This is a genomic window from Sphingobium chungangianum (assembly GCF_977014255.1).
In genome coordinates, this window is sequence record NZ_CDRNIV010000006.1 from 618,346 (window position 1) to 643,106 (window position 24,761).

Here is a 24,761-nt window from a genome sequence, read left to right on the forward strand (position 1 = left end):
ATGGCCCAGCCCAAGGTCGATAAACTCGTCACCGCGATCGACATCGGATCGTGGAAGGTTTCCGCGCTTATTGCTGGCCGGACCGAAACGGGTGAACTCGCGATATTGGGCACGGGCCAACGGGAAAGCCGTGGCGTCCGCCGGGGCTTCATCGCCGACATGGAGCGCACCGAACTGGCAGTGCGTGAAACGGTCGAGCAGGCGGAGCGCGTCGCTGGCACCAATATCGAGGATGTGTGGGTCAGCTTCTCTGGCGGGAGCCTCGTTAGCGACGTTGTGACGGTCGAGCGCGACATGGGCGGTTATCGCGTCGAGCAGCCCGACATCGACGATCTGCTTGCGACAGGCCAGCAGGGCATCGATCCCGATGGGCGGGTCGTGCTTCATGCGCAGCCGACCTGCTTCACAATCAATGGCAAGGTGCCGGTCAAGAAACCGCTCGGCATGCATGCGGACCTGCTGGGCGTCGATATTCATGTCGTGCTGGCGGACGGCGCGCCGCTCGCCAATCTCGACCTGTGCGTGCGTGGGGCCTATCTCAACGTCAATTCGATTGTCGCTTCGCCGATCGCGACCGGCCTTGCCTGCCTTTCCGAGGAGGAAAGGGACTTGGGCGTCGCGCTGGTGGAACTGGGCGCGGGCGTGACCAATGTCTCGCTCTATGCAGGCGGCATGCTGGTGGGCCTGCACAGCATTCCGATCGGCGCATCCGACATTACCGACGACATAGCCTCTGCCTTCGGCATTCGCCGCAGCCAGGCTGAGCGGATCAAATGCTTCTACGGTTCGGCCATGCAGAACCGCCGCGACTTCCGCGAGATGATTGAGATCGCGGCGCCCCACGGTGATGTCGCCGTGCCGGGGCAGAGCGCTGGTCCCAATGCGGACGGGGGCAAGATCACGCGGGCCGCGCTGGTCGCCGTCATCTGCGAACGGCTGAATCAGTTGATGACGGAGGTCAACGGGGCGCTCGCGGGCATGGGCTTCAATACGCCGACGGGACGCCAGGTCGTGCTGACCGGCGGCGGCGCGGAAATGAAGGGCATTGCCGACTATGCTCAAGGTGCGCTGGGCCGGGCCGTCCGGATCGGCAGGCCTCGTGGATTGGCTGCGTTGCCGGAGGCGCATAGCGGCCCTGCCTTCGCAACGCTCGCCGGTCTGGCGCTTTACGGCGCATCAAACCCGGTTGATCTTAGAACGATAGCGCCTGCGCCCCAAACCGTTCATCGTATCAATGCGCCGCAATGGTGGCAGCGGATGGTGCGGGCGATGAAGACAAACTATTGAATAAATCTAAAGCCAGACGAACTTTGCTAGTGAAATACGCTATTTTCTGTTGCATTAACTTTCGATGACAGTTTCGCTCATGTCGCCGAAGCTGGAGGGAGCTAGAATTTATGAGCATTGAGATCAGCCCACCGCATGTGGACGAGTTGAAGCCTCGCATCGCGGTGATCGGCGTAGGCGGCGCGGGCGGCAACGCCATCGCGAACATGATCGCCGCGTCGGTTGAGGGCGTGGATTTCATCGTCGCCAACACCGACGCGCAGGCGCTGAACGCCTCGCCCGCCGAGCGCCGCATTCAGCTTGGCCCGCAGATCACCGAGGGTCTGGGCGCAGGTTCGCGTCCGGAAATCGGCAAAGCGGCGGCTGAGGAAACCATTGTCTCGGTCGAAGAGGCGCTGAACGGCGCGCATATGTGCTTTATCGCCGCTGGCATGGGCGGCGGCACCGGAACCGGCGCTGCGCCCGTCATCGCCAAGGCGGCGCGCGACAAGGGCATCCTGACCGTCGGCGTGGTGACCAAGCCCTTCACCTTCGAGGGCAATCGCCGCATGAAGTCGGCTGAGAGTGGCATCGAGGAACTGCAAAAGCATGTCGATACCCTCATCGTCATCCCGAACCAGAACCTGTTCTTGATCGCGAACCCGAACACCACCTTCAAGGAAGCCTTCCAGATGGCTGACGAGGTGTTGCAGCAGGGCGTTCGTGGCATCACCGACCTCATGGTCATGCCGGGCCTCATCAACCTCGACTTTGCCGACGTGCGTTCGGTGATGGGGGAAATGGGCAAGGCGATGATGGGTACTGGCGAAGCCGAAGGCGACGGCCGTGCGCTTCAGGCTGCGGAAAAGGCGATCGCTAACCCGCTGCTCGATGGCGTGTCGATGCGCGGCGCGAAGGGGGTCATCGTTTCCATCGTAGGCGGCGACGACATGCGTCTGATGGAAGTGGACGAAGCCGCGAACCATATTCGCGAACTGGTAGATCCGGACGCGAACATCATCTGGGGTTCGGCCTTCAATGACGGCCTCAATGGCAAGATCCGCGTTTCGGTTGTCGCCACCGGCATCGATAGCGAGGCTACTGGTGGCGCGGCGCCGCTGACCCAGCCGTTCAGCTTTGCCAGCCGCCCCGCCGTTGCGGTTCCCGCCGCAGCATCGCGTCCGGCCCCGCAGCCTGCTCCGGCTTCAGCCCCCGAATCCGAGCCCGAAACGCTCGAACTCGATGTGCCTGCCGCGCCCGAGCCCGCGCCGATTGCGCCCCCGGTCGAGGAACGGGCCGCCGCAGCGCCCCGGCCCACCCCGGCGGCTGCCTCGGCGCGTCCTGCTGCCGTGTTTTCGGATGAGGACCCGTCGCAGGATGAACTGCTGCTCGGCGCAGAGGAAGTCGAAGCACAGCCTGCACCGGCTCCGGCTCCCGCGCCTCAGGCTGCGCCGCGCGCTGCTTCTGGCGGAACCCTGTTCGAACGTATGGCCGGTCTCACGCGAGGTTCCGACAAGAATGCCGGAGTGAGCGACGATGCCGGATCGACGCCCGACATACCGCGGTTCCTCAACCGTCAAAGCAATCAATAAGACGGCGATCCACAGGCTGTCTTATGTTTTAAAGCGCGCCATCGACTGCATCGGGCGGCCGGGCGCGCTTTATCTTGCGGTAAATTTCCCATTCACGCATTGATCCGGTAAAGGGCTAGTGTGAAACGCTCAGCTTTATGGATCCTTGGTGGCCTGCTCCTGACAGGAACCGCCCAGGCACAGCCCGCTCAGATCCAGTCGATCAGGCCGTCAGGCGCTGAAAATCTCAGCCGGAACCTGTCTCGCCTTGCATCCAATCCGCGCGACGTCGATGCGCTGGTCGGAGCGGGTGAGGCTGCGATCGAGATGGATGACATGCGGGCGGCGGCTGGCTTCTTCTCGCGTGCCGATGCGATCCAGCCCAACAATGGGCGAGTGAAGGCCGGGCTTGGCCGGGTCGCGCTCAAGGCGCAAAATCCTGCCGAGGCCTTGCGCTTGTTCGATCAGGCTACCCGTCTCGGCTACGGCGAGGCAACGCTGTTGGCGGACCGTGGCCTTGCGCGGGACATGACCGGAGATCAGGCCGGTGCGCAGCGGGATTATCAAGCGGCCCTCAAGCGCGCGCCGGATGATGCCGAACTAACCTATCGCTATGCCGCGTCGCTGGGGATTTCGGGTCAGGTCGATGCGGCCGAAAAGGCGCTCCAGCCCCTCCTGTACAAGAGTGATCGCGCCGCTTGGCGATACCGCGCGTTCATTCTGGCGATGAACAACAAGCAGGCCGAGGCGCGAAAGATCGCCAGCCAAACCTTGCCCGCGCAACTTGCCGCAGCCTTGGCGCCCTATATGGAGAAAATGCCCTATCTCACCCCGGCGCAGAAAGCGGCGGCGGTGCATTTCGGTCACTTCCCGACCAATGTGGGGACGTCGCTGGCGGCTGCGACGCCCAGGCCTTCAGCGCCGACGGTGGCCTCGGCTCCAGTTCAGGCGGCATCTCCGGCCCCCGCGCAGCCCGCCATTCCGGCGGCGCGCGCGCAACTGCCACAGCCAAGCCGACCTTCGCCAGCGCCCACGCCAACGCCGCCCGCTCGTCCAGTTCTTGCCAGCCCCGCGCCCTCTACGTTCGCGCAGACGTCGACTGAAACGCGCCCTGCACAGGTACAGGGGCCGCCCGCTTCAATTCAGGATCCCGCCCCGCGTCCGGCCGCTCCGCTACCCGCGTCTCACGGCCAGCCCAGCGCCCCAGCACCAGCAGCTGTTCCAGCGTCGCAGCAGCCCGCTGCCGCTCCCATCCAGCGCCAGCAGCCCGATCCGCAAGCGACCCGGACATTGGCCGACATCATACACGCCATCGACGTCCCGGACTCCGAACGCCAGGCGAGCGTAGCCGCTGTCGACCTGTCCGAGATCGAAGCGCTTCAGGCCGCCCGCCGCGCCGAACGGCAGGCAGCCGCCGACAAGGCGAAGAAGGCAGCCACGACGGCCAAGGAAAAGGCCGACGCAGCAGCCAAGGCCAAAGCAAAGGCGGAGGCTGACGCCAAGGCGAAGAAAGCCGCCGAGGAAAAGGCGCGACTCGCCGCCAATCCGTCGCGCAACTGGGTGCAGATCGGCACGGGTGCCAACCGCAATGCACTGGGCTTCACGCTCAAAGCTCTTCGCCGGAAATATGATGCTGTTGCGCCGCAGGACGGCTGGGTCGCCAGCTGGGGCCGTACCAACCGTCTGCTGATCGGTCCCTTCGCCAGCTTCACGCGCGCCAAGACGGTGGAAGCGAAGCTGAAGTCCGCCGGTGCCGATGCCTTCGCCTGGCAAAGCGACGCGGGCGAGGTGGTCGAACGGCTGGGAGGCAAGTAAGAGCGTTCGGATGACGACGCTCGCCCCCTACGCCTCGCACCCCGCCCGAAGCCGTGGCCGCCTGCATCCCGAAGCGGGAGGCGAGACGCGTGGTCCCCGTGACATTTTCCAGCGCGACCGAGATCGCATCATCCATTCCATCGCCTTCCGCAGGTTGCGGCACAAAACGCAGGTATTTGTGTCCCCCGATGGCGATCATTTCCGCGTTCGCCTGACCCACAGTCTGGAGGTGGCGCAGATCGGCCGCACCACGGCACGCACCCTGGGCCTTAATGAAGATCTGACCGAGGCACTCTGTCTCGCTCACGACATCGGCCACCCACCCTTCGGCCATGCTGGCGAAGACGCGCTGGAAGCGGCGCTGGATGATCATGGTGGATTCGATCACAACGCGCACACCCTGCGCACGCTCATGCTGCTCGAATCGCCCTATCCCTGTTTCCAGGGGCTTAATCTCAGCTGGGAGATGCTGGAGGGCCTTGCCAAGCATAATGGTCCCGTCGACCATCCAGGCTGGGCAATGCGGGAAGTCGATGCGCTCTTTCCGCTGGAGCTATCCTCTCATGCCTCGCTGGAGGCGCAACTGGCGGCGATCGCCGACGATATCGCCTATGACAATCACGACATTGACGATGGCCTGCGCGCTGGGTTGCTGACACTGGATCAGCTGCTCGCCGTGCCCGTCGTCAAACATTGCTGGGACCGGGTGCGCGCCCGCTATCCGGACATCCCGCAGGATCGCCTGCTTCGCGAACTGGTGCGGGAACAGATCGGCCTCATGGCGAACGATCTCATCGCTTCCACCCGGCGGAACATCGCCGAGGCCCGCGTAGAAACGGTCGAGGATGTGCGATCCGCCGGACGCTCTCTGGTCTGCTTCTCGCCTGAACTCGCGGCGCAGGAACGCGACCTGAAGCGCTTCATGTATGCATCGCTCTATCACCATCCATCGCAACTCGCCGCGGCGAACCGTGCGCGGATCATCGTGCGCGACCTGTTCCGGGCCTATCAGCAGCAGCCGGAACTCATGCCGTCCGAATGGCAGGACGATCGCCTGTTGAATGAGCCGGGTCGCAGCAGGCATATCGGCGATTTCATCGCGGGCATGACCGATCGCTATGCGGAAAAGCGCCATGCGGAAATCTTCGGAGAGATGGCTCTCGCCTGAAGCGACGGTTGCGCTCGCCCTGAACGCGCCCTAGCCTTCGTCTGGCATGGCCCTTCACCCACAAATCGCCGCGCTCGCAGCCGGGTTGGAAGACCTCGCCGGATTCCTGCGCGGCCGGGGTGATCGCAAATGGTCGGGCCGGGTGGAGTTGTGCGCCCATCTCGTGGCTGATTCCAACTTCACCGGGGTCGAGCATTTCCTGCGCCTGTTCGAGGGCGAGGACAGTCTTGGCCAGCTCATTCTGGGGGATCCTGCGGCCGATGCCCGGCTGGATGAACTGCGCAAGATGACGCGCACCCTCGCCGATCGGTTGGTGAGGGAAGAACGGGCAACCGATTGAGCAATTGACGCCGCCTCCCATTTCCCGCAATGCGAGAGGGTCACCGGCGCCCGATAGATTCGGGTCCGGACATGATGCGGGAGAGCATGGGAAGCCTTTCAGGCCACCCCGTCGCCGAAGGAGCAACCGCCCCGGAATCTCTCAGGCCAAAGGACCGCATCATGGGCAGGCACTCTGGAAAGCGGACGGGTCATTCCGTCCCACCGAAGGGGTAAGCCATCCGGTCGCTGGACCGGTGGTCAAAGCTCTCAGGTTCCGTGACAGAGGGGGTGGCAGACGCCGGGATTCCGACTCCGGATCATTAGTCTGTCGCCATGACCCTTGCCACGAAAGGCCGCTCTCATGTCCGGCAATGACGACATCGCCCATATCGAAGAAGAATTGCCGCTGCAGGACCTGCCGCTCGACGCCTGGCATCGTGCCAAGGGCGCGCGCATGGTCGGCTTTGCGGGCTATCATATGCCCATCCAATATGAAGGCATCATGGCCGAACATGCCTGGACCCGCGAGCATGCCGGGCTGTTCGACGTCAGCCATATGGGTCAGCTCACCTTTTCTGGTGAAGGCGTTGACGATGCGCTGGAGCATTTGCTGCCGAGCGACATCAAGGGTCTGAAGGCTTTTCGCCAGCGTTACTCAATGCTGCTTGATCAAGAGGGCGGCATCCTCGACGATCTCATGGTCTCGCGCCTTGGTGCGGGGGCGTTTGACGGCGCGGACATCTATATGGTCGTCAATGGCGCGACCAAATATGACGATATGGGCTGGATGATCGAACATCTGCCTGATGAGGTCGTCATGAACCATATGGACGAGCAGGCGCTGCTCGCCCTTCAAGGTCCTGAAGCGGGCGAGGCGCTGGCCAGCCTGATCCCTGACACCGCCGACCTCATTTTCATGCAGTCGGGCCTTTTCACCTGGCGGGGCGTTCCGCTGTGGGTCAGCCGTTCCGGTTATACCGGCGAAGACGGGTTCGAGATCAGCATATCCGCCGCCGACGTTGCGCTGCTGGCCGATGCGCTATGCGCCTTGCCCCAGGTAAAGCCGATCGGGCTGGGCGCGCGCGATTCGCTTCGGCTTGAGGCGGGGCTTCCTCTTTACGGCCACGACCTGACGCCCGCTGTCAGCACCATCGGCGCGGATCTTGGCTTTGCCATCCAGAAGCGCCGTCGGGAAGAGGGCGGCTTCATCGGTCATGCGCGAGTCATGAAGGAACTGGCCGATGGACCGGGGGCCAAGCGCGTGGGCCTGAAGATCGAAGGCCGCCTGCCCGCCCGCGAAGGGGCGCCCATCTTCGCCGATGGTATCAAGGTGGGAGAGGTGACATCGGGCGGCTTTGCGCCAACCGTGGGCGCTCCCATCGCCATGGGCTGGGTCAGCTTGCCGCACAGCGCCATCGACACCGCGCTGGAAATCGAAGTGCGCGGCAAGCGCATCGCCGCCACCGTCGCGCCCATGCCATTCGTGCCGCATCGTTACCGCCGCAAGGCCTGAATTTCCTGGTTTTTTGTTGGTCGTGATTTTCAAGTAATCACTCCGAGGGGAGCAGTAAAATGAGCCGTTATTTCACCGACGAACATGAATGGATCGACGTAGAGGGCGAGATCGCCACTGTCGGCATCACCGATTATGCGCAGGAGCAGTTGGGCGACATCGTGTTCGTCGAACTGCCTGCCGAGGGCGTTAGCTTCGAAAAGGGGGACGATGCCGCCGTCGTGGAATCCGTCAAGGCGGCTTCGGACGTCTATGCGCCGATTTCCGGCGAGGTCGTCGAAGCAAATGGCGCGCTGGAGGAAGAGCCCGCCCTTGTGAATAGCGATGCCGAAGAGGATGGCTGGTTCTTCAAGCTGCGCATCGCCGATGCGAGCGAGCTGGAAGGCCTGATGAACGAAGCCGCTTACAAAAAGTTCGTGGCCTCGCTCTAAAATTAAGCCCCTCCCTTTCAAGGGAGGGGGAAGGGGTGGGTCGCGACCGAAGGGAGCGTCCGCCCTCACGTCACGGAGCAGCGCTCGCTGCGCTCGCGACCCACCCCCGACCCCTCCCGCCTGCGGGAGGGGGGAGATAAGTGAAATGCGCTACCTACCCCTTACCGACACAGACAGGCAGGACATGCTGTCCGTCATCGGCGCGTCGTCGGTCGATGACCTGTTCGTCGATGTGCCCGCAGAGGCCCGCCTTTCCGGCAAGATCGCGGGATTGCCCGATCATGCCAGCGAACTGGCGGTGGAGCGCCACATGGCGGCTCTCGCGCGGAAGAATCTGTCGGCGGGGGAAGCGCCTTTCTTCCTCGGCGCGGGCGCATATCGGCATCATGTTCCCGCCAGCGTGGATCATTTGATCCAGCGCGGCGAGTTCCTTACCGCCTACACGCCTTACCAGCCCGAAATCGCGCAGGGCACATTGCAGGTGCTGTTCGAATTCCAGACGCAGGTCGCGCGTCTGCTGGGTTGTGATGTTGCCAACGCGTCCATGTATGACGGCTCGACCGCCTGCTGGGAGGCGATCGGCATGGCCCGCCGTATCACCAAGCGTGGCAAGGCGATCCTGTCCTCCGGTCTGCACCCGCATTATGTTTCCGTCGCCAACACCATGGCGAAGTTCACCGGCGACGCGCTGGTGCATGAAGCGCCGACCCTAAACGCTGCCACCGATATCGATGCGCTGATCGCCGGGATTGACAAGGATACGAGCTGCGTCGTCGTCCAGTATCCCGACATTCTCGGCCGCATCACTGACCTGGCCCCGCTCGCCGATGCCGCTCATGAAGCAGGCGCGCTGCTGGTCGCGGTCGTGACCGAACCGGTCGCGCTGGGCGCGATCAAGGCGCCGGGTCATATGGGCGCGGACATCGTCGTGGGCGAAGGCCAGTCGATCGGCGTCGGCCTCCAGTTCGGCGGTCCTTATCTCGGCCTCTTCGCAGCCAAGCAGAAATATGTCCGCCAGATGCCCGGCCGCCTTTGTGGCGAGACGGTGGATGCGGCGGGCAAGCGCGGCTTCGTGCTGACCCTCTCCACCCGCGAGCAGCATATCCGCCGTGAGAAGGCGACGTCGAACATCTGCACCAATTCGGGCCTCTGCGCGCTGGCGTTCAGCATCCATATGACGTTGCTGGGCGAAAAGGGCCTGCGGGACCTCGCGACGCTGAACCATGGCCTCGCCGTTCAGGCAGCCGAGCGTCTGGCCCAGGTGCCGGGCGTCAAGCTGCTCAACGACAGCTTCTTCAATGAGTTCACGCTGGTCCTGTCGAAGGATGCCCGTGATGTCGTCCGCAACCTCGCCGACAAGGGCGTTCTTGGCGGCGTGTCGCTTGGCCGCCTGTTCCCGGATGCGGCGGAGATCGGCAACGGCCTGGTTGTCGCCGTCACGGAGACCGTGACCTCGGAGGATATCGAAGCCTTTGCCAAGGCGCTTGAGGAGGAACTGGCATGACCATGCTCAAGGAAGGCCGCCCCACCGCGCCGCAAGCCATCACCGGGGCCGACAGCGCCCCGGTCACCGCGACGGGCAACCGCGCGCTGATGCTGGAAGAAGCGCTGATCTTCGAGATCGGCTCGACCCAAACCACCGGCGTTGACTTCGCCGAGGCGCCCAAGGTCGCCAGCCGCCTCGGGAATCTCGCTCGCACCGAAAGCATCGGTCTGCCCGGCCTGTCCGAGCAGGAGACGGTGCGCCACTATACCCGCCTCAGCCGCCAGAATTACGCCATCGACCTTGGCCTGTTCCCGCTCGGCAGCTGCACGATGAAGCACAACCCGCGCCTTAACGAGAAAGTCGCGCGGATGCCCGGTTTCGCGGACCTCCACCCGCTTAGCCCCCAATCGACGGTTCAGGGCGCGCTGGCGGTGATCCATGAACTTGCCGAATGGTTGATCAAGCTGACCGGCATGCACTCGGTCGCGATGAGCCCCAAGGCGGGCGCGCACGGCGAACTGTGCGGCCTGCTGGCAATCCGCGCGGCGCTCGAAGCCCGTGGCGATGCGCGCAGTGTTATCCTCGTCCCGGAAAGCGCTCACGGCACCAACCCGGCGACCGCGGCCTTCTGCGGCTATAAGGTCGAAGATATTCCCGCGACCCCGGATGGCCGCGTCGATCTGGCGGCGCTCAAGGCCCGCCTCGGGCCTGACGTGGCGGCGGTGATGATTACCAATCCCAACACCTGCGGCCTGTTCGAGCGCGAGATGAAAACCATCTCCGACGCGGTTCACGCCGCCGGGGCCTTCGTCTATTGCGATGGCGCGAACTTCAACGCCATCGTCGGCCGGGTTCGCCCCGGCGACCTGGGCGTCGATGCGATGCACATCAACCTGCACAAGACCTTCTCCACCCCCCATGGCGGCGGCGGTCCCGGCTCCGGCCCGGTGGTGCTCAGCCAGGCGCTCACCCCCTTCGCGCCGCTGCCCTTCGTCGAAAAGCAGGGCGACAAGTTCATACTGATCGAGGAAGAGACGGCGGACGAACATCACGCCAGCAGCTTCGGCCGCATGGTCGCCTTCCATGGCCAGATGGGCATGTTCACCCGCGCGCTGACCTATATCCTCAGCCACGGCGCCGATGGCCTGCGTCAGGTGGCGAGCGATGCGGTGCTGAACGCCAACTACATCCTGCGCAGCCTGGACGATGTACTGGACGCACCCTTCGGGCAGAGTGGCCCCTGCATGCATGAGGCGCTGTTCAGCGACAAGGGTCTGGCCGAAGGCTTCACCACGCTCGACATCGCCAAGGGCCTGATCGACGAAGGCTTCCACCCGATGACCATGTATTTCCCGTTGGTAGTCCACGGCGCGATGCTGGTTGAACCGACGGAGACCGAAAGCAAGGCTGCGCTCGACCAGTTCATCCTAGCGCTGCGCAGCCTCGCCGAACGCGCGAAGGCGGGTGACGAAGCGCTGAAGGGGGCGCCCTATTTCGCACCCCGCCGCCGCCTCGACGAAACGCTTGCCGCGCGCAAGCCAGTCCTTAGCTGGAGCGATCCGGCGCTCGCGGAAGCGGCCGAATGACGGACGGGCCGGAGCCGTGGGAACCCGGCTCCGGTCCCGTGGCGTCGGGCAAGCGCCATGCGCCCGCGACGCAGCGCAACCGCGACGCCATCCTGGCGATATTGCGTGAGGCGCTTCCACCTGTCGGCCTGGTTCTGGAGGTGGCGAGCGGCAGCGGCGAACATGTCCGCTATTTCGCGGCGGCGCTGCCCAGCCTCGAATGGCAGCCAAGCGACCCCGATCCCGTTGCGCTGGCATCAATTGAGGCATGGCGCGCCGAGGCACTGCTACCGAATCTTCGCGCCCCCATCAGACTTGATGCCGCCGCCACATGGCCGGTCACAAAGGCCGACGCGATCCTTTGCATCAACATGACCCATATTAGCCCATGGGCGGCGACCCTTGGCCTGATGGCGGGGGCGGGGAGGGCGCTGCCGCCGGGTGGATTGCTCTACCTCTATGGACCATTCATCCGCGATGATGTCGAAACCGCGCCCAGCAACCTTGCCTTCGACGCTTCGCTAAAGGCGCGCGATCCGCAATGGGGATTGCGCCGCGTCGAGGATGTTGTCGCCGCCGCAGCGGCGAGCGGGCTGGCGTTGGACCGGCTTGTAGAGATGCCCGCCAACAATCTGTCGCTGCTGTTCCGAATGGCTTCTTCCTGAAAGCCGACCCGCGCTGACCCTTCGACAAGTTCAGGGTGAATGCGTATGGGAAGCGCAATGCCCAATCAATTCCTGCCCCTTGTGACCGCCGAACTCACCGCGCCCGCCGATCCGCGCGCGGCGGCGATGGGCGGGGCTCTGGCGGCGCAATATCCGCATGCCGCCCGCGCTGTGCTCTTTTACGGCTCCTGCCTGCGGGAGCAGAATCTCGACGGGCTGATGCTCGATTTTTACCTCATCGTGTCGGATTATCGCACGGCCTATGGAAAGCGCTGGCTCGCTACGGCTAACCGCCTGATCCCGCCCAATGTCTTTCCGTTCGAGCATAATGGCCTGATGGCGAAATATGCCGTGCTGTCGGAAGTGGACTTCGCGCGCCTCAACAGCCCAGCCGCTGACAATGTCTCTGTGTGGGCGCGCTTTGCCCAACCTTCCCGGCTGCTGTGGGCAGCGGACGACCTCGCCCGTCAGCGAGCGGTCAGCGCAGTGGCGGGCGCCGCGCCCACTTTGTTGTCGCTCGCCCTTCCCATGACGGATGCGCAGGACGCGCTATCGCTCTGGAAAGCTGGCTTCACGCTCACCTACAACGCCGAATTGCGGGCGGAGAAGAAGGGGCGTTCGGTTTCGATCGTCGATGCCGACCCCGATCGCTATCGCCGCTTCGGAGAAGCCGCCTTGGCACAGGGCCTGCCGCCATCGCCGCCGGAACCCGCAAAGCGTTGGCGCGCGCTGCAACGACGCGGCAAATATCTGTCCGTCATCCGCCTTGCCAAGGCCAGCTTCACCTATGCGGGCGGCATCGACTATCTGGCGTGGAAGATAAATCGCCATGCCGGAACCGCGATCCAGATAAAGTCCTGGCAGCGTCGTTGGCCCCTGATCGGTGCGCTTACTCTGCTGCCGCGGCTGTTCCGGGGTGGTGCGATCCGCTAAGCGCATTGGACAGCGCGTGTGACAGGCCCTTCAGTGTGTAAGGCTTGCGCAACACCTCATGTCCGCCAAAGTCAGCGCCCTCCGCAATGTCCCCCGCATAACCGGTCACGAACAACACTGGCAGGCTGGCATAGGCGGCGGGAAGGGTGCGGACCATTTCCGGGCCGGTCATTTCCGGCATCAGCACGTCGCTTATGATCAACCCGATGTCGCGATGACTGGTCAGCAGCTTCGCCGCTTTCGACGGATGGTCGCAGGCGACGGGCAAATGGCCCAGTTCCGCGAGCGCCGCCATCGTCTGGTTCAGCACGCGGGGATCATCCTCCACCACCAATATGCGTGTCGGCGGATGCAGTACCGGCTCGCGTTCGGGCAGCGACGGGTCCGTTTGTAGCGCGCTGTCCGTGACTGCCTTGCGCGGCAGATATATGGAAACGCAGGTGCCTTCACCGACCTGGGATTCGATACGGATTTCACCCTGGCTCTGTCGGACGAAACCGAAAATCTGGCTGAGCCCCAGGCCTGTGCCCTTGCCCACCGGCTTGGTGGTGAAGAAGGGCTCGAACACGCGGGCCAGCACATCGGGCGTCATGCCACAGCCATCGTCCCTGACGCTCAGCGTGACATAATCTCCCTCGGCACATTCGCCGATCTCGTGGTCCGCCAGATGCACTTGGCCGGTGCCGATCACCAGCCGCCCGCGTCCATCCATTGCGTCACGCGCATTGACGCACAGGTTCAGAATGGCATTCTCCATCTGATGCTGATCGACGAAGATGCGCCAGCCCTTGGATTGGTTCTCTATCGAAACGGTGATCTGATCGCCGATCGACCGGTCAATCAACTCCACCATGCCGCTGACCAGAGCGTCGGGGTCCACGGCACTGGGCAGCAGCGGTTCTGACCGCGCAAAAGCAAGCAGGCGGCGGGTCAGGGCGGCGGCCCGATTGGCGCCTTCCATCGCATTGTCCAGGTGCCGCGCAGCCTCCTGCGGTTTCAGCCGCAGTCGGCGCTTGGCCAGTTCCAGCCCGCCGACGACCACCGCCAGCATATTGTTGAAGTCATGAGCTATGCCGCCGGTCAGCTGGCCGACGGCATCCATCTTCTGCATCTGGCGCAGCGTTTCTTCGGCCGCCGCGCGCTCGGACGTTTCCTTCTTCAGCTGTTCATAGGCATCGGATAGCTCGGCCGTACGCGCCGTTACCGCTTCCTCCAGCCGATCGGCGCGTTCAGCCTCCATCTCCGCCATGCGCCGCGCGTTACGACGCTCGGTATAGGCGGCATTGGCGACCCATAGCGCGAACAGGACGCATACGAACAGCACCAACCCGAACAGCCGCGACGTGCGGTCCACAAATTGCGTGCGGTTGCCTGCCAGACTTACCGCAAGGCTACGCTCTCGCAGGCGGGCATTTTCCGCCTGAATGACGCGGTCGAGCAACATGGTGATGTGTTTCAGGTCTTCCGACCTCCCCGCCTTGTGGAACTGCGCGAGCGCCGCCATCTTCTGGTCATAGGTCGTGCGCAGCCCTATTTCGTTCAGCGTCTTGCCGCGCTGGATGAACGCCTGCTGTAACTCGCGGACATTGGCGCGTTGCCATCCTGATCGACGGGTGGCGTAGTTCAGCAGCTTGAGCTGGCTGGACGCGGTGCGCCACTGATCCTGGAAAAGACGGCCGACATCGGGATCAAGGCTGATCACATATCGCGCCAGCGTGACTTCCGCGCGCGCGGTTTTTGCTTCGAAAGCTCTGGCGAGGGCGATGATTTCGAAGCTGCGCCGTTGTTCCTGCAACGCCCGTTCATGGTCGCGGGATGCATTGCTGGCGCTGTAAAGCAGGGTGCCCAGCGCCCCCACCAGCAGTATCACGAGGACCAGCGGAAGAAAGCGCCGTACCGCAGCCCGCCAGCCAGAATCCTGGTCGTCTATGTAATAGCTGTCTGCCATCAACCCCAGATCTTAGTCGAACAGCATTAAAGGCGAAATATCAAGGAATAAAAGGTTCCAAGGGGCAATAACGCCTCATCTGCCCCTTATCTCCCTGTATCGCGGCGATGGTTATCCGCGCGATCAACCGATTGCGCCGGTTGCCTTCCCCGCCGCCTCGAACATGCCGATAATCTGGCCAACCTGTTCGTCGCTATGCTCCGCGCAAAGCGAGCAACGGAGCAGGAAGGTCCCTGCCGGTGTGGCTGGCGGGCGCGCCATATTTACATAGAGCCCCAGCTCCAGCAGCGCTTGCCACATGGCGACCGCCTGCGTCTGATCCGTCAGGATCACGGCAATGATCGCCGATTGCGGCGTTTCCGTGCCCAGTTTGAAGCCAAGATCGGTGAGGCCCTTGTGCAGGCGCTGGCTGTTCTTCCACAGATGCGCGCGCTTTTCGCCCGCGTGCATCAGCTTGCGGATGGACGTTGCGGCTGTCGCGACGACGCTAGGCGGTAGCGAAGCGGTGAAGACATAGGGGCGGCAGACGAGGCGCAGCACCTCGAACTTGGGGTGGTTCGATACGCAGAAGCCGCCAACCGTGCCGACCGACTTGGAGAAGGTGCCGACAACGAAGTCCACATCCTTCTCGACGCCTTGCTCCTCATAGACGCCGCGTCCATTGGCGCCGAAAAAGCCCATGCCGTGCGCTTCGTCGACCAGGATCATGCAATTGGGATGCTTGCGCACCGCCGCTACCATCTCGGGCAGGGGGGCGACGTCGCCCAACATGGAGTAGACGCCTTCCAGCACCACCAGCTTCTGCGCATCGGCGGGCAGGCGGCCAAGGCGCTTGTCCAGATCCTCGACGCTGTTGTGGCGGAAACGGACGATTTCGGCGTCACCCAGAAAACAGCCGTCATAGATGGACGCATGGCTGTCGGCATCCAGCACCACATAGTCGCCCCGGCCCGCCAACGTGGAGATCATGCCGAGGTTGGCCTGATAGCCGGTCGAAAACACCATGGCGCCCGACGTGCCATAGAACTCCATCAGCGCGTCTTCGACTTCTTTATGGCCCTGATAGGTGCCGTTGAGTACGCGGCTGCCGGTTGTGCCTGCCCCAAACTCGTCCAACGCCTTCTTGCCCGCCGCGACGACATCGGGGTCGAAAGTCATGCCCATATAGTTATAGGTGCCGAGTAGGATGGTGTCCTTGCCCTTGATCACCGCCTTGGTGGGGGACTTCACCTCGTCCATGACGATCGCGAAGGGATCGCGCACGCCAGTCGCCAGCAGCGCCTCGCGCTCGGCGATCAGCGGATCGAATTTGGAGAAGAGGTCGCGCGCGCCAGCCACTTCGGCAGGCGTGTGGGCGTCGGTGGCGGTTTCAGCAGCGTCGGTCATCGCATATATCCGTTCGGTTCGAGCAGCATCGAGCATGTCGAGATGCGTCAGGCGAGAAGTTTTCCCGTCATCTCGACCGCCGGTCCTCGGCAAAGACGAACCGGCTCGATGCGAACGGGGAAGGCTAGATTAGCCCTTCAACTTTGCTACAGCGTCCACAAGCTGGCCGATATTCTCGATCTCAGCCTGCATGTTCATCGTGATGATGATATCGAACTCATCCTCGATCGCCGCGACGAAGTCCATGACGGTCAGGCTGTCCCACTCCAGGTCGCCCGCAAAGCTGGTTGCCTCGCTCAGTTCGACGCCCTTCTTGTTGAAAGGAGCGATCTGCGCGGCGATGCTGTCGAAAATCTGCTGGCGATCCGTCATTATCTGTTCAAAGCTTTCCCATGAAAGGGCGACTTTTGCCCCCAAGTCCCGCCTTTTGGCAAGGGAATAAGGCGGCAATCGGGCAGCATCGCGCCCGATTATGAGCCGCCCCGCGCGCGCCTTTAGCGGAAATTGTCGGCGTAGGCCTGGATCTTCAGCGTCTTGGGCGGCGTCGGGATGAAAGCGTAGCCGATCTCATACTTGTCGGCATAGGCGCGCGCCGCGTCCGGCGAGGGGAAGGTCAGCTTGACCTGGCTCTGCGTATCACCCGATCCGGCCCAGCCGGTCAGCGGGTCCGGCTTCTTCGCCTCGCTCGGCGCAAATTCCAGAACCCATTTGTCAGTCCGCGCCTTGCCGGACTGAAGGGCGTTCTTCTGAATCTGATAGATGCGCGCAGCCATCGTGGCGTCAAACTCCTGGGAAGGGCGATGCGTCCGTTGCACCAGCGGACGGGCGGAAGTCAAGGCTTGCCACGGGCGTCGGCGCGTTTCGTGCGCAGCGTGGCGGCGGCGGCAGCCGGGTCGTCGGGCCAGGGATGCCGGGGATAGCGCCCGCGCATCTCCTTTGCGACCGCGCCCCAGCTTCCCGACCAGAAACCCGGCAAGTCCCGCGTAGTCTGGATCGGTCGCCCGGCGGGAGAGGTCAGAGACAGGACCAGCGGTATGCGCTCGCTGCCAACCACCGGATGCTCGGCAAGCCCAAACAGCGCTTGCACGCGAAGCTCCACGCGCGGCCCGCCCTCGGCCGCATAGTCGATCTCATGACTGCTCCCGGCGGGCGACTGAAATGCCGGAGGAGCCAGCCTGTCGAGCTGCTGTTTGCCATCCCAGCCGATAATACCCTCCAGAACGCCGGACAATTGTGATCGGTCAATGTCGGACAGTCGCCGCTTGCCCGCGAGCAGGGGCGCAAGCCAATCGTCGAGCGTTGCCAGCAGCGAAGCATCCGACAGCGCCTCTATCCCTGCAAAAGCCCCCCGAATCCGCAGAGACCGCGCGGCATCGGACCAAGGCAGCAGGTCGAGCCCGCCCTGTCTGACGCCGTCCAGCAGAGCCGAGACGACAGCATCTGGGTCCGGCCTATCGTCTGATCCCGACGACAACCGCACCGCGCCCAGCCGCCTTTCCCGCAGCGCCTCGATGCCGCCCGTCTCCGCCCGGAACCGCACCGTCCGATGTTCCTTCACCCGCCCGCCGAACAGGCGCAGCACTTCGAGCTCGCCGATCGGCGCGGCGGAGAGGATACGCGCCCCAGCCGCGCTTCCCTGTACTTCCCCCACCGCGAGCCATTCCTCACGCGCCAGCGGGCTCAGCGGATCGATCCGAAACCCACGCCCGCCAACGCTGGCCCATTCCGCACCATCGGCGGAGCGCCGCTTGGCCACCCGGTCAGGAAAGGCCAGCGCAAGACATAGCCCCGCATCATGCTCGCCCGCCGCTGCCTTCTGCCCGGAGCCGACCAGCTTCGCCCAGCGCTTCGCCATCGCGCGCGCGGCATCGGCCCGCTTCCCGCTTTCCCGCCGCCAGCGCGTCCGCCGTTGCGACAGATCGACATCCTGCCCGCCAACCCCGCGCTCTCCCAGCAGCACGGCCACCTCTGCCGCGACTTCCGCCAGCCCCAGCTCGCCCGCGCGCGCCAGCATATGTCCGATCCGCGGCTCCACCGGCAATCGCGCTAGTGCTTTGCCATGCGCCGTGATCCGCCCGTCATCGTCCAGCGCTTCCAGCACCGTCAGCCGCTTGCGCGCCTCATCCAGCGCAGCGGACGGCGGCGGGTCGAGCCATCGCAAGCTCGCCGGATCGTTCACCCCCCAAAGCGCGCAATCGAGCAGCAGGCTGGAAAGGTCGCTCTCCAATATCTCGGGCGGATCGAAGGGCGGCATGCCCGCAGTCGCCGCCGCTTCCCACAACCGATAGGCGACGCCCGGCCGCTGCCTTGCGGCACGCCCCGCGCGCTGGGTCGCCGCCGCCTGGCTCGCCCGCTCCGTGACGAGCCGCGTCACCCCCGCCGCCCGGTCATAACGCGGCCGCCGCGCAAGCCCGGAGTCGATCACGATCCGCACCCCATCAATCGTAAGGCTGGTTTCCGCGATCGAGGTCGCAAGGATCACCTTCCGCCGTCCCTCCCGCGAAGGACGGATAGCGGCCCGCTGCGCCGCCGGGTCCAGACTGCCGTGCAGCCGATGCACCTCGACGCCAAGGCCCTCCAGCCGCTCCGCCGTCCGCTCAATCTCCGCCACGCCGGGCAGGAAGGCGAGCAGGTCGCCCTCCGCCTCTTCCGCCAGCGCTCTTCGCACGGCCCCGGCCATCTCATCCTCGATCCGCTTTTCCGCCGCCCGGCCGATATGCCGCAACTCCAGCGGCTGTATCCGCCCTTCGCTTTCCAGCACCGGCGCATCGTCCAGCAACGCCGCAAAGCGCGCCCCATCCAGCGTCGCCGACATCGGCACGATGCGCAGGTCCGGCCGCAATGCCGCCTGTGCATCCAGCGCCAGCGCCAGCCCAAAGTCGCTGTCCAAACTCCGCTCATGCACTTCATCGAACAGGACCGCCGATACGCCCGTAAGCTCCGGATCATCCTGAATGCGGCGGACGAAAATGCCCTCCGTCAGGACCAGCAGGCGCGTGGCGGCCGACTGCCTGCTGTCCATCCGCGTCGCATAACCGACGATCCCGCCCGGAACGCTGCCCATCAGTTCGGCAATGCGCTCTGCCGCCGCGCGAGCCGCCAGCCTGCGGGGGACAGCAGCAGCACCTGCCCCGTGCACCATGGCTCATCCAGCAGCGCGGGCGCCACCGCCGTCGTCTTGCCTGCTCCCGGCGGCGCGACCAGAACGGCACTATTCCCCCGCCGCAAGGCGTCCAGCAGCCGGGGAAGAACATCGTGGATCGGCAGCGCGGCACTCATGTCCGTCCCTCTCGCGCCAATCGGCATCCGGTGCAATCCCACTATGCGAGGCGAAAGGTCGCCCTCAAAAGAATGAGCTTATCCGAATAGCAGCTTATGCATCGGGTTTCCCGGATCGAGCAGCATCTTCGCCGTCAGCCCCAGCGACATGATGATCAGCAGGGGCCGTATCAACTTACTGCCGAACCGCATGGCCAGCCGCGATCCGATCTGGCTGCCAGTGATGCTGCCGACGGCCATGGTCAGTCCCGCAATCCACATAACATGGCCGCCCAGCATCATCGTCAACAGGCCCGCCACATTGCTAGCCAAATTCGCGGCCTTTGTCTGAGCCGTCGCGCGGACGAGGCCGAGGCCCCCCAGCGCGAGGAAAATGGTCGCGTAAAATGCTCCGGCACCGGGTCCGAAGAAGCCATCATAAAAGCCGATAGCGCCGATCAACAGGCTCAGTCCCGCCAGTCCCACCCGGCTGTGCCGGTCCATTTCGCTGATTCGGGGGGAGAAGGTGAAATAGCCCGCCAGCGCGATCAACAGCGCGGGCATCAATCCCGCCAAAATAGTCGGGTCCACCCGCTGGATCAGCCAGGCGCCACCCACTGACCCTATAAATGCCGCAATAATGGGCCAGCGATAGGCTCTCAGGTCCATGTGCCCGGCGCGTGCATAAGCGACGCAGGCGCCAAAGGTGCCTAGCGATGATTGCAACTTGTTGGTGCCCACCGCCGCAACCGGAGGCACGCCCGCCGCCAGCAATGCGGGCAGGGAGATCAGCCCGCCGCCGCCCGCCATGGCGTCGATGCACCCGGATATCAAAGCCGCAGCCATCAGGAAGGCTAGCGTCTCGGGAGAAAGGATTAAGTCCAACGGCGCCTCACCTCAGCTATCCGCCGCGCCACTTGGCGTCGATGCGCGTCGAGCCTGCGGCCTCTGGAACAGGAGGCGGCGTGGCTCAATAAGCGCGGGCGATAGCGAACTCGACGGCTTCGGTCAGCGCTGCCTTCGCCTTGCCCGTATCGAACCGGCCCAAAGCATCGATGGCGCGCTGGCCATAGAGGCGCGCCCGTGCGAGCGTATCGTCAATCGCGCCGGTTTTGCGAAGCAGCTGCGTCGCATGCGCCAGATCCTCGTCGCTCACCCGGTTGCCTGCAATCGCCTGCTTCCAGAAAGCGCGATCCTCTTCCGATCCGCGCGCATAGGCCAGGATCACAGGCAGTGTCACTTTGCCGTCGCGGAAATCGTCGCCCGCATCCTTCCCCATGGTCGCGCCGTCCGATTCATAATCGATGGCATCATCGATCAGCTGGAATGCGATGCCCAGGTTCCGGCCATAGACGTCCAGCGCCTTTTCCTCGGCCTCGTCCCGATCCGCGACCACGGCGGATATGCGGCAGGCGGCGGCGAACAGGGCGGCAGTCTTCGCGCCGATAATGTCCAGATATTGCTCTTCGCTCGTGTCGATACGACGCTGAGCGGTCAACTGATTGACCTCGCCCTCCGCGATCACAGCGGATGCATTGGACAGGATCTTCAGGATCTTGAGCGACTCGGCCTCGACCATCAGCTCAAAAGCGCGGGAAAACAGGAAGTCGCCCACCAATACGCTGGCGCTGTTGCCCCAGATGATGTTCGCTGTCTTGCGGCCCCGGCGCAGACCAGACCCATCGACCACATCATCATGCAGCAGGGTCGCGGTGTGAATGAACTCAACCGCCGCCGCCAGCTTGTAATGGCGGCTGCCCGCATAGCCGACCAGCTGCGCGCAGGCGAGGGTCAGCATCGGCCGCATCCGCTTGCCGCCGCCCGCGATCAGATGGCCTGCCAATTCCGGGATCAGCGGAATGCGCGACTGCATCCGGTCCAGAATCACCGCATTGACCTGGTTCATGCCGTCGGCAACCAGCGTCATCATGGGGGTGAGCGACGGCGCGCCGTTGGCGCGGCCGATGGGGTGGACGTTCCCGGAGATGGGGCCGGAGGCAGGTGCGGTCATGACCCGGCCCATGTGGCGGTGCAAAATGCAGTTGGCAAGCGGGAATAGCTTGCACGGAGCGACGGATGGAGCAAAAAGCGCGCGGATATTTGGAGGATGAGCGTGGACGACACTTTGAAGCGGTATCGCGAGAGCATCGACAACATCGACGCTGCCCTCGTGTTCATGCTCGCCGAGCGCTTCAAGATCACGCAGGCTGTCGGCGAATATAAGGCGACGCACGCACTGCCACCCGCCGATCCGGGCCGGGAGGAACGACAGATCAGCCGCCTGCGCCAGCTCGCGACGGACGCCAATCTCGATCCCGACTTTACCGAGAAATTTCTGCGCTTCATCATCGATGAGGTGATCCGCCATCACGAACGGTTGCGGGACGCCTAAGGGAATTTTTTTCTCCCCGTTCGCCCTGAGCTTGTCGAGCCGGAGGCCGGCGAAGCCAACGGTCTTACTTCTCTTCGGGAGCAAGTAAGGCCCTCATGCCGAATGCAAGGGCTCTGTTGGAACCTCACTGTTGATCCGACGCCCGAAAGGCGCCGTGCCTCAAGCCGGTTCGCTGACCGTTTCCCGCTTCCCTTGCGATCGCCCCAGCAGCACGCCCGTCAGCGCCAGCGCAAAGCCTGCCAACTGAACCGGCGCCAGCCTTTCGCCGAACAGCAGCCAGGCTTCCACCGCGGCAAGCGGCGGGACCAGCAGCAACAGCATCGACATCCGCGTCGGTCCCTGCGTCCGCACCAGCCAAACCAGCAGCGAAAGGCCGCCCGCCGACAGGCCCAGCACTGACCAGGCCAGGCCCAGCCATAACAGGGGCGCGCCATCCCAACGTGACTCTCCCGCAACCAGCGCCGCCGCGATCGCGATAATCGCGCCGCCTGCATTCTGCACCGCGCCGGAAATCCAGATGCCGTCACCCGCTATGGAGCCCCGTTGCACCAGCGTGCCCGCAGCCATGGCGACCACCGCAAGCAATCCAGCGATCGCAGGCAGAATCGGCACCGCCCCCGCGCCCGACTTCTCGATGGCAGGCAGCAATACGCAAACCACGCCCGCGATTGCGATCGCCAGCCCCGCCCATCCGCGCGCCAGCAGCCGATCGCCCAGCAGGAACGCGCCCGCCACCGCCACCATCAATGGTTGCAGCGCGCCGAGCAGCGACATGATGCCTGCAGGCATGCCGTTATACACCGCCCACCAACTGACGGTCAGGTAAACGCCATGCAGCATCGCGCCCGCCGCCAGGTGCAGCATCAGCCGCTTGCCCCGTGGCAACCTCTGACCCGCCCGCCAGGCAACGAAGCCCAACAACAGCGCCGTCAGCGTCATGCGCACGCTCAGGATCAGTTCCGGCGCGCCATGGGGCACCGTCCCACGCGCGACGATGAACCCTGTCGACCAGATCAGGACGAACAGCAGCGAAGCGCCGAAACCGATCACTCGCGCCCGGCCCGTATCGCCGCCCCCGCTGCAAAGGGCGTGATCGCGACGAGCAGCAGCGACGCAGCGCCCAGGAACTTCAGCGCCGCTCCGCTCCCATCGCCCAGCGTCCCCGCGCCAAATATCAGCAACGGCACCGCCAACGGCAGCGCCAGCAATCCGGCCAGCGCCCCGCTCGACCGCAGCCCCGCCGTCAAACTCGCCACCAGCAGCCCCAGCCCCGCCAGCGCTGGCGTGCCGATCAGCAGCCCCAGTTCCAGCATCCCGACCGTCGCGCCATCCAGCTTCAGCAGCGCGCCAGCGGGCAACGTCGCGATCATCAGCGCAGGGCCAAAGCCAAGCCAATGCGCGATCAGCCGCGCCAGCATCACCATTTCATCACCCACGCCGCGCAAGGCTATCTGGTCAAGCACCCCCGCATCCCGGTCAGGCGCGACCAGCCGATCCACCGGCAACAGGCTCGCCAGCAGCGCCGCGATCCACAACATCCCGCCACCCGACCGCCGCAGCAGCGCGGCGTCCGGCCCAACTGCAAAAGGATAAAGGCTCGCCACCAGCAGCAGGAAAGCCACCGGCAGCCACAGTCCCGCCGACTGCCACGCCTGCCTCAAGTCCCGCGCGACCAGCAGCGCCACCACCCTCACGCCGCCTCCTCCGCGACATAAGCGCTAAGGTCGATCACCACGGGCGAAGCCATCGGCAGCGGCTGATGCGACGCCGCAACCACGATCCCGCCTCCCGCCAGATGCGCCGCCACTGCCGCGCCAAGCAGCCCGAGCGACGCATCGTCCAGCCCATTGCCCGGCTCGTCCAGCAGCCACAGCCTAGCACCACTAGCAATCACCCGCGCCAGCGCCGCCCGTTTGCGCTGCCCGGTCGAGAGCATCCGCACCGGAATCCCGCCAAGCGGCCCCAGCGCCATAGCCTCCAGCGCCCGGTCCAGCGCGCGCCCACTCGCCCCATCCAGCCGCGCCCAAAAACCAAGCGCCTCGCGCAAAGGCTCTTCCAGATCCAGCGCCAGCCGCTCATCGGCCAGCGCGATCCTGCCCCGCCGCTCGATCGTCCCTGCCATCGGCCGCAGCAGCCCCGCGCAAATGCGCATCAGGCTCGACTTGCCGATCCCGTTCGGCCCACGCAGCAGGGCGCTGCCCCCCGGCTCCAACGCCAGGTCAACGCCCCGGAACAGCAGCCGCCCGCCACGCGCGCAGGCGATGCCCGACAGGCGCAGCGCCGCGTCGCTCATGGCGCGACCATGTCCTCCAACACGTGCATATCGATGTCGGAAAGGCCGAAATGATGGCCGATCTCATGCACCACCACATGGGTGATCAGCGCGTCGAGCGGCACACCCGTTTCCACCCATTCATCCAGCAACGGCCGCCGGAAAAGATGCACCATGGGTGGACCGTCGCCCGTCTGCTCGGGCTCCCCCACCGCCCGCCCGGTATAAAGCCCGGTCAGCCCGAACGGATCGTCAATCTCCATCTCCTTCAATATCCTTTCGTCGGCAAAATCCTCGACAAACAGGACCACGTTGGACAGATGGGACCGGAAAGGATCGGGCAACCGCCCCAGCGCCTCAAGCGCCAGTCGTTCGATCTGCGCGACGGTTGGCGCGAAAAGAGGGGGTTGACCGGCGTCTGACATGGCTGCGACATAGGCGAAACAATATTATGAGGATAGAGCCATGATTGGTAAACTGTCCGGCGACGAACGGGCGCAGGGGCTTGCTTCTCTTGCCGATTGGACGCTGGTGAACAACCCCGAAGGCATCAAGCGGCGCTTCACCTTCGCGGACTTCAATGCCGCGTTCGGCTTCATGACCCGCGTCGCGCTTCTGGCTGAGCAGGCGAACCACCATCCCGAATGGTTCAACGTCTATAACCGCGTGGACATCACCCTGACGACGCATGACGCCGACGGCCTGTCGCGCCGTGACATAGATCTTGCAAAGGCGATCGACGCGCTGCTCACCGCCTGAGCGGACGGCTCG

At 64.5% G+C, this 24,761-nt stretch carries 23 protein-coding genes, 1 pseudogene and 1 riboswitch; of the genes and pseudogenes, 13 read left to right on the forward strand and 11 right to left on the reverse strand.

All coding sequences use genetic code 11. From position 1 onward, the window contains the following. The 11 genes from ftsA (at position 1) to ACWNC0_RS10085 (ending at position 12,734) form a co-directional block, all read left to right on the forward strand. Positions 1–1,287: a cell division protein FtsA gene (gene ftsA, locus ACWNC0_RS10035; RefSeq protein ID WP_449471351.1), complete on the forward strand. Its 1,287-nt coding sequence runs from the start codon at positions 1–3 to the stop codon at positions 1,285–1,287. Positions 1,288–1,397: 110 nt separating this feature from the next. Beyond that, on the forward strand, positions 1,398–2,858 hold the full coding sequence (gene ftsZ / locus ACWNC0_RS10040) for a cell division protein FtsZ (protein WP_449471353.1): 1,461 nt from the start codon (positions 1,398–1,400) through the stop codon (positions 2,856–2,858). A gap of 120 nt (positions 2,859–2,978) precedes the next feature. Further along, the gene (locus ACWNC0_RS10045; RefSeq protein ID WP_449471355.1) at positions 2,979–4,652 is read left to right on the forward strand and encodes a tetratricopeptide repeat protein; all 1,674 of its coding nucleotides are present in this window, start codon (positions 2,979–2,981) and stop codon (positions 4,650–4,652) included. Between the two features lie 10 nt (positions 4,653–4,662). Then, a complete protein-coding gene (locus ACWNC0_RS10050; protein WP_449471357.1) occupies positions 4,663–5,820 on the forward strand; it encodes a deoxyguanosinetriphosphate triphosphohydrolase in 1,158 nt (385 codons plus the stop codon). 46 nt (positions 5,821–5,866) lie between these two features. Further along, positions 5,867–6,160 carry a hypothetical protein gene (locus ACWNC0_RS10055; RefSeq protein ID WP_449471359.1) on the forward strand — a complete coding sequence of 98 codons (294 nt, stop codon included), beginning with the start codon at positions 5,867–5,869 and terminating at the stop codon, positions 6,158–6,160. A gap of 67 nt (positions 6,161–6,227) precedes the next feature. Continuing rightward, positions 6,228–6,327: riboswitch (glycine riboswitch) on the forward strand. 175 nt (positions 6,328–6,502) lie between these two features. After that, the gene (gcvT, locus tag ACWNC0_RS10060; protein WP_449471361.1) at positions 6,503–7,654 is read left to right on the forward strand and encodes a glycine cleavage system aminomethyltransferase GcvT; all 1,152 of its coding nucleotides are present in this window, start codon (positions 6,503–6,505) and stop codon (positions 7,652–7,654) included. A gap of 59 nt (positions 7,655–7,713) precedes the next feature. Further along, a complete protein-coding gene (gcvH, locus tag ACWNC0_RS10065) occupies positions 7,714–8,085 on the forward strand; it encodes a glycine cleavage system protein GcvH (RefSeq protein ID WP_449471362.1) in 372 nt (123 codons plus the stop codon). Between the two features lie 145 nt (positions 8,086–8,230). Then, positions 8,231–9,589, forward strand: a complete 1,359-nt coding sequence (gcvPA, locus tag ACWNC0_RS10070; protein ID WP_449471364.1) for an aminomethyl-transferring glycine dehydrogenase subunit GcvPA — start codon at positions 8,231–8,233, stop codon at positions 9,587–9,589. Further along, complete coding sequence (gene gcvPB / locus ACWNC0_RS10075) at positions 9,586–11,157, forward strand: aminomethyl-transferring glycine dehydrogenase subunit GcvPB (RefSeq protein ID WP_449471365.1); 1,572 nt, start codon at positions 9,586–9,588, stop codon at positions 11,155–11,157. The genes gcvPA and gcvPB overlap by 4 nt, the downstream gene beginning before the upstream one ends. Then, complete coding sequence (locus tag ACWNC0_RS10080) at positions 11,154–11,801, forward strand: DUF938 domain-containing protein (protein ID WP_449471366.1); 648 nt, start codon at positions 11,154–11,156, stop codon at positions 11,799–11,801. The genes gcvPB and ACWNC0_RS10080 overlap by 4 nt, the downstream gene beginning before the upstream one ends. A gap of 57 nt (positions 11,802–11,858) precedes the next feature. Then, entirely contained in the window at positions 11,859–12,734 is an 876-nt protein-coding gene (locus ACWNC0_RS10085; protein WP_449471368.1) for a hypothetical protein, read from the forward strand. Here the strand turns inward: ACWNC0_RS10085 and ACWNC0_RS10090 are convergent. The 7 genes and pseudogenes from ACWNC0_RS10090 to ACWNC0_RS10120 form a co-directional block, all read right to left on the reverse strand. Further along, positions 12,691–14,682 (reverse strand): ATP-binding protein, encoded by a 1,992-nt coding sequence (locus ACWNC0_RS10090; RefSeq protein ID WP_449471369.1) that lies wholly within the window; start codon positions 14,680–14,682, stop codon positions 12,691–12,693. The genes ACWNC0_RS10085 and ACWNC0_RS10090 overlap by 44 nt on opposite strands. 123 nt (positions 14,683–14,805) lie before the next feature. After that, positions 14,806–16,068, reverse strand: a complete 1,263-nt coding sequence (gene spt / locus ACWNC0_RS10095) for a serine palmitoyltransferase (protein ID WP_449471370.1) — start codon at positions 16,066–16,068, stop codon at positions 14,806–14,808. Positions 16,069–16,197: 129 nt separating this feature from the next. Then, complete coding sequence (locus ACWNC0_RS10100; protein WP_449471372.1) at positions 16,198–16,440, reverse strand: acyl carrier protein; 243 nt, start codon at positions 16,438–16,440, stop codon at positions 16,198–16,200. 122 nt (positions 16,441–16,562) lie between these two features. Beyond that, entirely contained in the window at positions 16,563–16,841 is a 279-nt protein-coding gene (locus tag ACWNC0_RS10105; RefSeq protein ID WP_449471374.1) for an NADH dehydrogenase ubiquinone Fe-S protein 4, read from the reverse strand. 59 nt (positions 16,842–16,900) lie between these two features. Then, positions 16,901–19,347, reverse strand: a pseudogene (gene hrpB, locus ACWNC0_RS10110) (ATP-dependent helicase HrpB). Between the two features lie 78 nt (positions 19,348–19,425). Continuing rightward, positions 19,426–20,172 carry a TSUP family transporter gene (locus tag ACWNC0_RS10115; protein WP_449471376.1) on the reverse strand — a complete coding sequence of 249 codons (747 nt, stop codon included), beginning with the start codon at positions 20,170–20,172 and terminating at the stop codon, positions 19,426–19,428. A gap of 124 nt (positions 20,173–20,296) precedes the next feature. Beyond that, on the reverse strand, positions 20,297–21,337 hold the full coding sequence (locus ACWNC0_RS10120; RefSeq protein WP_449471377.1) for a polyprenyl synthetase family protein: 1,041 nt from the start codon (positions 21,335–21,337) through the stop codon (positions 20,297–20,299). A gap of 96 nt (positions 21,338–21,433) precedes the next feature. On the opposite strand from ACWNC0_RS10120, the gene ACWNC0_RS10125 reads away from it, so the two are divergent. After that, positions 21,434–21,718 carry a chorismate mutase gene (locus ACWNC0_RS10125; RefSeq protein ID WP_196225472.1) on the forward strand — a complete coding sequence of 95 codons (285 nt, stop codon included), beginning with the start codon at positions 21,434–21,436 and terminating at the stop codon, positions 21,716–21,718. A 159-nt stretch (positions 21,719–21,877) separates the two neighbouring features. Here ACWNC0_RS10125 and ACWNC0_RS10130 read toward each other — a convergent pair whose 3' ends face one another. Genes ACWNC0_RS10130 through ACWNC0_RS10145 form a run of 4 tightly spaced genes read right to left on the reverse strand, consistent with a single transcriptional unit; the run spans position 21,878 to position 24,415 of the window. Then, positions 21,878–22,768 carry a DMT family transporter gene (locus ACWNC0_RS10130; RefSeq protein ID WP_449471379.1) on the reverse strand — a complete coding sequence of 297 codons (891 nt, stop codon included), beginning with the start codon at positions 22,766–22,768 and terminating at the stop codon, positions 21,878–21,880. Beyond that, positions 22,765–23,412 (reverse strand): heme exporter protein CcmB, encoded by a 648-nt coding sequence (locus tag ACWNC0_RS10135; protein ID WP_449471381.1) that lies wholly within the window; start codon positions 23,410–23,412, stop codon positions 22,765–22,767. The genes ACWNC0_RS10130 and ACWNC0_RS10135 overlap by 4 nt, the downstream gene beginning before the upstream one ends. Beyond that, a complete protein-coding gene (ccmA, locus tag ACWNC0_RS10140) occupies positions 23,409–24,011 on the reverse strand; it encodes a heme ABC exporter ATP-binding protein CcmA (RefSeq protein WP_449471382.1) in 603 nt (200 codons plus the stop codon). The genes ACWNC0_RS10135 and ccmA overlap by 4 nt, the downstream gene beginning before the upstream one ends. After that, complete coding sequence (locus ACWNC0_RS10145) at positions 24,008–24,415, reverse strand: metallopeptidase family protein (protein ID WP_449471384.1); 408 nt, start codon at positions 24,413–24,415, stop codon at positions 24,008–24,010. The genes ccmA and ACWNC0_RS10145 overlap by 4 nt, the downstream gene beginning before the upstream one ends. Before the next feature lie 40 nt (positions 24,416–24,455). On the opposite strand from ACWNC0_RS10145, the gene ACWNC0_RS10150 reads away from it, so the two are divergent. Further along, positions 24,456–24,749 (forward strand): 4a-hydroxytetrahydrobiopterin dehydratase, encoded by a 294-nt coding sequence (locus ACWNC0_RS10150; RefSeq protein ID WP_449471385.1) that lies wholly within the window; start codon positions 24,456–24,458, stop codon positions 24,747–24,749. Positions 24,750–24,761: the final 12 nt, after the last annotated feature.

Bases quoted from the DNA above. Each gene is read 5' to 3' on its own strand.
- ftsA (WP_449471351.1), top strand. From the start codon at position 1: ATGGCCCAGCCCAAGGTCGATAAACTCGTCACCGCGATCGACATCGGA.
- ftsZ (WP_449471353.1), top strand. From the start codon at position 1,398: ATGAGCATTGAGATCAGCCCACCGCATGTGGACGAGTTGAAGCCTCGC.
- ACWNC0_RS10050 (WP_449471357.1), top strand. From the start codon at position 4,663: ATGACGACGCTCGCCCCCTACGCCTCGCACCCCGCCCGAAGCCGTGGC.
- ACWNC0_RS10055 (WP_449471359.1), top strand. From the start codon at position 5,867: ATGGCCCTTCACCCACAAATCGCCGCGCTCGCAGCCGGGTTGGAAGAC.
- gcvT (WP_449471361.1), top strand. From the start codon at position 6,503: ATGTCCGGCAATGACGACATCGCCCATATCGAAGAAGAATTGCCGCTG.
- gcvH (WP_449471362.1), top strand. From the start codon at position 7,714: ATGAGCCGTTATTTCACCGACGAACATGAATGGATCGACGTAGAGGGC.
- gcvPA (WP_449471364.1), top strand. From the start codon at position 8,231: ATGCGCTACCTACCCCTTACCGACACAGACAGGCAGGACATGCTGTCC.
- gcvPB (WP_449471365.1), top strand. From the start codon at position 9,586: ATGACCATGCTCAAGGAAGGCCGCCCCACCGCGCCGCAAGCCATCACC.
- ACWNC0_RS10080 (WP_449471366.1), top strand. From the start codon at position 11,154: ATGACGGACGGGCCGGAGCCGTGGGAACCCGGCTCCGGTCCCGTGGCG.
- ACWNC0_RS10085 (WP_449471368.1), top strand. From the start codon at position 11,859: ATGCCCAATCAATTCCTGCCCCTTGTGACCGCCGAACTCACCGCGCCC.
- ACWNC0_RS10090 (WP_449471369.1), bottom strand. From the start codon at position 14,682: ATGGCAGACAGCTATTACATAGACGACCAGGATTCTGGCTGGCGGGCT.
- spt (WP_449471370.1), bottom strand. From the start codon at position 16,068: ATGACCGACGCTGCTGAAACCGCCACCGACGCCCACACGCCTGCCGAA.
- ACWNC0_RS10100 (WP_449471372.1), bottom strand. From the start codon at position 16,440: ATGACGGATCGCCAGCAGATTTTCGACAGCATCGCCGCGCAGATCGCT.
- ACWNC0_RS10105 (WP_449471374.1), bottom strand. From the start codon at position 16,841: ATGGCTGCGCGCATCTATCAGATTCAGAAGAACGCCCTTCAGTCCGGC.
- ACWNC0_RS10115 (WP_449471376.1), bottom strand. From the start codon at position 20,172: ATGGCTGCGGCTTTGATATCCGGGTGCATCGACGCCATGGCGGGCGGC.
- ACWNC0_RS10120 (WP_449471377.1), bottom strand. From the start codon at position 21,337: ATGACCGCACCTGCCTCCGGCCCCATCTCCGGGAACGTCCACCCCATC.
- ACWNC0_RS10125 (WP_196225472.1), top strand. From the start codon at position 21,434: ATGAGCGTGGACGACACTTTGAAGCGGTATCGCGAGAGCATCGACAAC.
- ccmA (WP_449471382.1), bottom strand. From the start codon at position 24,011: ATGAGCGACGCGGCGCTGCGCCTGTCGGGCATCGCCTGCGCGCGTGGC.
- ACWNC0_RS10145 (WP_449471384.1), bottom strand. From the start codon at position 24,415: ATGTCAGACGCCGGTCAACCCCCTCTTTTCGCGCCAACCGTCGCGCAG.
- ACWNC0_RS10150 (WP_449471385.1), top strand. From the start codon at position 24,456: ATGATTGGTAAACTGTCCGGCGACGAACGGGCGCAGGGGCTTGCTTCT.